At 67.5% G+C, this 2,855-nt stretch carries 2 protein-coding genes; both read left to right on the top strand.

The window, feature by feature from the left end; all coding sequences use genetic code 11:
- A partial coding sequence (locus EOA38_RS32550) for a heparinase II/III family protein (protein WP_127301156.1) occupies window positions 1-1,193 on the top strand: 1,193 nt, incomplete at its 5' end.
- Between the two features lie 352 nt (window positions 1,194-1,545).
- Window positions 1,546-2,855 (top strand): bifunctional phosphoribosylaminoimidazolecarboxamide formyltransferase/IMP cyclohydrolase (gene purH, locus EOA38_RS32545; protein ID WP_127301155.1); only part of this gene is annotated, 1,310 nt, incomplete at its 3' end.

Genomic DNA, 2,855 nt, shown 5'->3' with positions numbered 1-2,855 from the left:
ATCTGCGGTCGATGGCACGCGAGATGCCGGACGGCAAGGACAGGCTGCGCGCCCGCATCGCGCTTGCCTTCGCCGCCCTGTCGCTGCCGGCGCCGCCCTCGGCGCTGCGCGCCGCCACCCGCAACCTTGCCGAGGAGCTCGACCGCCAGATCCTTCCCGATGGCGGCCACATCTCGCGCAACCCGATGACGGTGCTGGAATTGCTGGCCGACCTTTTGCCTCTGCGCCAGACCTATGCCAACCAGGCCGAGGCGCCGCCGCCGGCGTTGATCGGCGCCATCGACCGCATGCTGCCGGCCCTGCGTTTCTTCCGCCACCAGGACGGCAGCCTCGCCCGCTTCAACGGCATGGGCGCCACGATCCACGACCGCATCGCCACCATCCTGCGTCATGACGACACGGTCGGCGCGCCGCTGCTGCACGCGCCGCATTCCGGCTACGAGCGCCTGTCGATGGGCGGCGTGACGGTGATCGCCGACACCGGCCTGCCGCCGCCCATCGACGTTTCCAACGCCGCGCATGCCGGGTGCCTCGCCTTCGAGCTTTCTTCCGGACGCCAGCACTTCATCGTCAATGCCGGCATCGATACCTATGGCGCCGCCGAGTTCCGCCCGCTTGCCCGCGCCACCGCCGCGCACTCGACCGCCACCGTCAACGACACCTCCTCGGCGCGCTTCAGCCATTCGCTGCGGGTCAGCGACCTGCTCGGCTCGCCGCTGATCGCCGGCCCGCAGCGCGTGCCCTGCAAGCGCATCGACCAGAAAGGCGTGCACGGTTTCGTCGCCCGCCACGACGGCTATGCCGCGCGCTTCGGCTTCCTGCACGAGCGTGAATTGAAGCTGACGGAGAACGGCAATGTGCTGACCGGCCGCGACCGTTTCCTGCGCCCCGGGGGCGCGACGGTCCGCAACAATGGCCGCGACTTCGTCACAGTGCGCTTCCACATCCATCCCGACATCGGCCTGCTTCAGGACGAGCGGGACCGCTTGACGCTCGCCGCCGCACAAGGAGACACTTGGGTTTTCACCTGCGCGGAAGTGGCGCCGGAGGTTGAGGAATCGATCTATTTCGCCGGACTCGGCGGGCCGCGCCGCAGCCGGCAGATCGTGCTTGCCTTCAAGGCCTCGGAGATCGCCGAGGTGCACTGGCAGCTGACGCGCACCCACATCGCCGGCTATCCCGAAAACAACTGAGCCGGATCGGCTTCGATTGCGTAGGCGCCGGCCAATTGCCGACGCTGGCGCCGCCCCTCATCCGCCTGCCGGCACCTTCTCCCCGTATTGTGACGGGGAGAAGGGGGCTGGCCGCAGCCTCGGCACTGTTCCTGCTGCGCTCGAGATTGGCGAAACCATCGATGAGAGCGCCCCTCTCCCCGTCACTATACGGGGAGAGGATGCCGGCAGGCAGGTGAGGGGCAGTGCCGACGCTTGAAGTGACGGCGAATCCCGAAACGACACTCCGGAGAAGTGCGCGGCGCTTGATTTCCGGGGCTCATATGCTACGGCCCGCGAACGTTTCCCAACCAGCCTTGAAAGGCCGCCTGCCATGGCCGTCCCCGCCAAGAACATTCCGGCACCGGACCTCGTTCCGGTTCGCCGCGCGTTGCTTTCAGTCTTCGACAAAACCGGCCTGATCGATTTCGCCAGGGCGCTTGCCGCCGCCGGCGTCGAGCTGGTCTCCACCGGCGGCACGGCGAAGGCGATCGCCGAGGCCGGCCTGGCGGTCCGCGATGTTTCGGAACTGACCGGCTTTCCCGAGATCATGGACGGCCGCGTCAAGACCTTGCACCCGTCGGTGCATGGCGCGCTGCTCGGCGTGCGTGACGACCCCGAGCATGTGAAGGCGATGCACGACCACCATATCCTTCCGATCGACCTCGTCGTCTCCAACCTCTACCCGTTCGAGGAAGTCCGCCGCTCCGGCGCCGGCTACGCTTCGATCGTAGAGAACATCGACATCGGCGGTCCGGCGATGATCCGCGCCTCGGCCAAGAACCATGCCTATGTCGCCATCGTCACCGATCCCGCCGACTACGCCTCGGTGCTCAACGCGCTGGAGATGAACCTCGGCTCGCTGTCGCTCGATTTCCGCAAGAAGCTGGCCGCCAAGGCCTTTGCCCGCACGGCCACCTATGACGCTGCGATCTCCGGCTGGTTCGCCGAGGCGCTCGAGGTCGAGCATCCGACCTGGCGCGCCTTCGGCGGCCGCCTCGACCAGGTGATGCGCTATGGCGAGAACCCGCACCAGAGCGCCGGCTTCTATCTCTCCGGCGACAAGCGGCCGGGTGTCGCAACCGCCAGGCAGCTGCAGGGCAAGCAGCTCTCCTACAACAACATCAACGACACCGACGCCGCCTTCGAGCTGGTCGGCGAGTTCGATCCGGCCCGCTCGGCGGCGATCGCCATCATCAAGCACGCCAATCCCTGCGGCGTCGCCGAGGGGGCGACGCTGAAGGCGGCTTATGCCAAGGCGCTTGCCTGCGATCCGGTCTCGGCCTTCGGCGGCATCGTCGCCATGAACCGCATCCTCGATGCCGAGGCGGCGGAAGAGATCGTGAAAACCTTCACCGAGGTGATCATCGCGCCGGACGCCACCGACGAGGCGGCCGCGATCGTCGCCGCGAAGAAGAATTTGCGCCTTCTGGTCGCCGGCGGCCTGCCCGACCCGCGCGCCGCCGGCACGCTCGTGAAATCGGTGGCCGGCGGGCTCTTGGTGCAAAGCCGCGACAATGCGGTGATCGACGACCTCGAATTGAAGGTGGTGACGAAGCGCGCGCCGACGCCGGCCGAAATGGCCGACCTCAAATTCGCTTTCCGCGTCGCCAAGCACGTCAAGTCGAACGCCATCGTCTATGC

Origin of the sequence: Mesorhizobium sp. M1E.F.Ca.ET.041.01.1.1 (genome assembly GCF_003997355.1) — a bacterium.
GTDB lineage: Bacteria > Pseudomonadota > Alphaproteobacteria > Rhizobiales > Rhizobiaceae > Mesorhizobium.
Note: the sequence above shows the minus strand (reverse complement) of the source record. Positions and strands in the feature narration are given on the sequence as shown.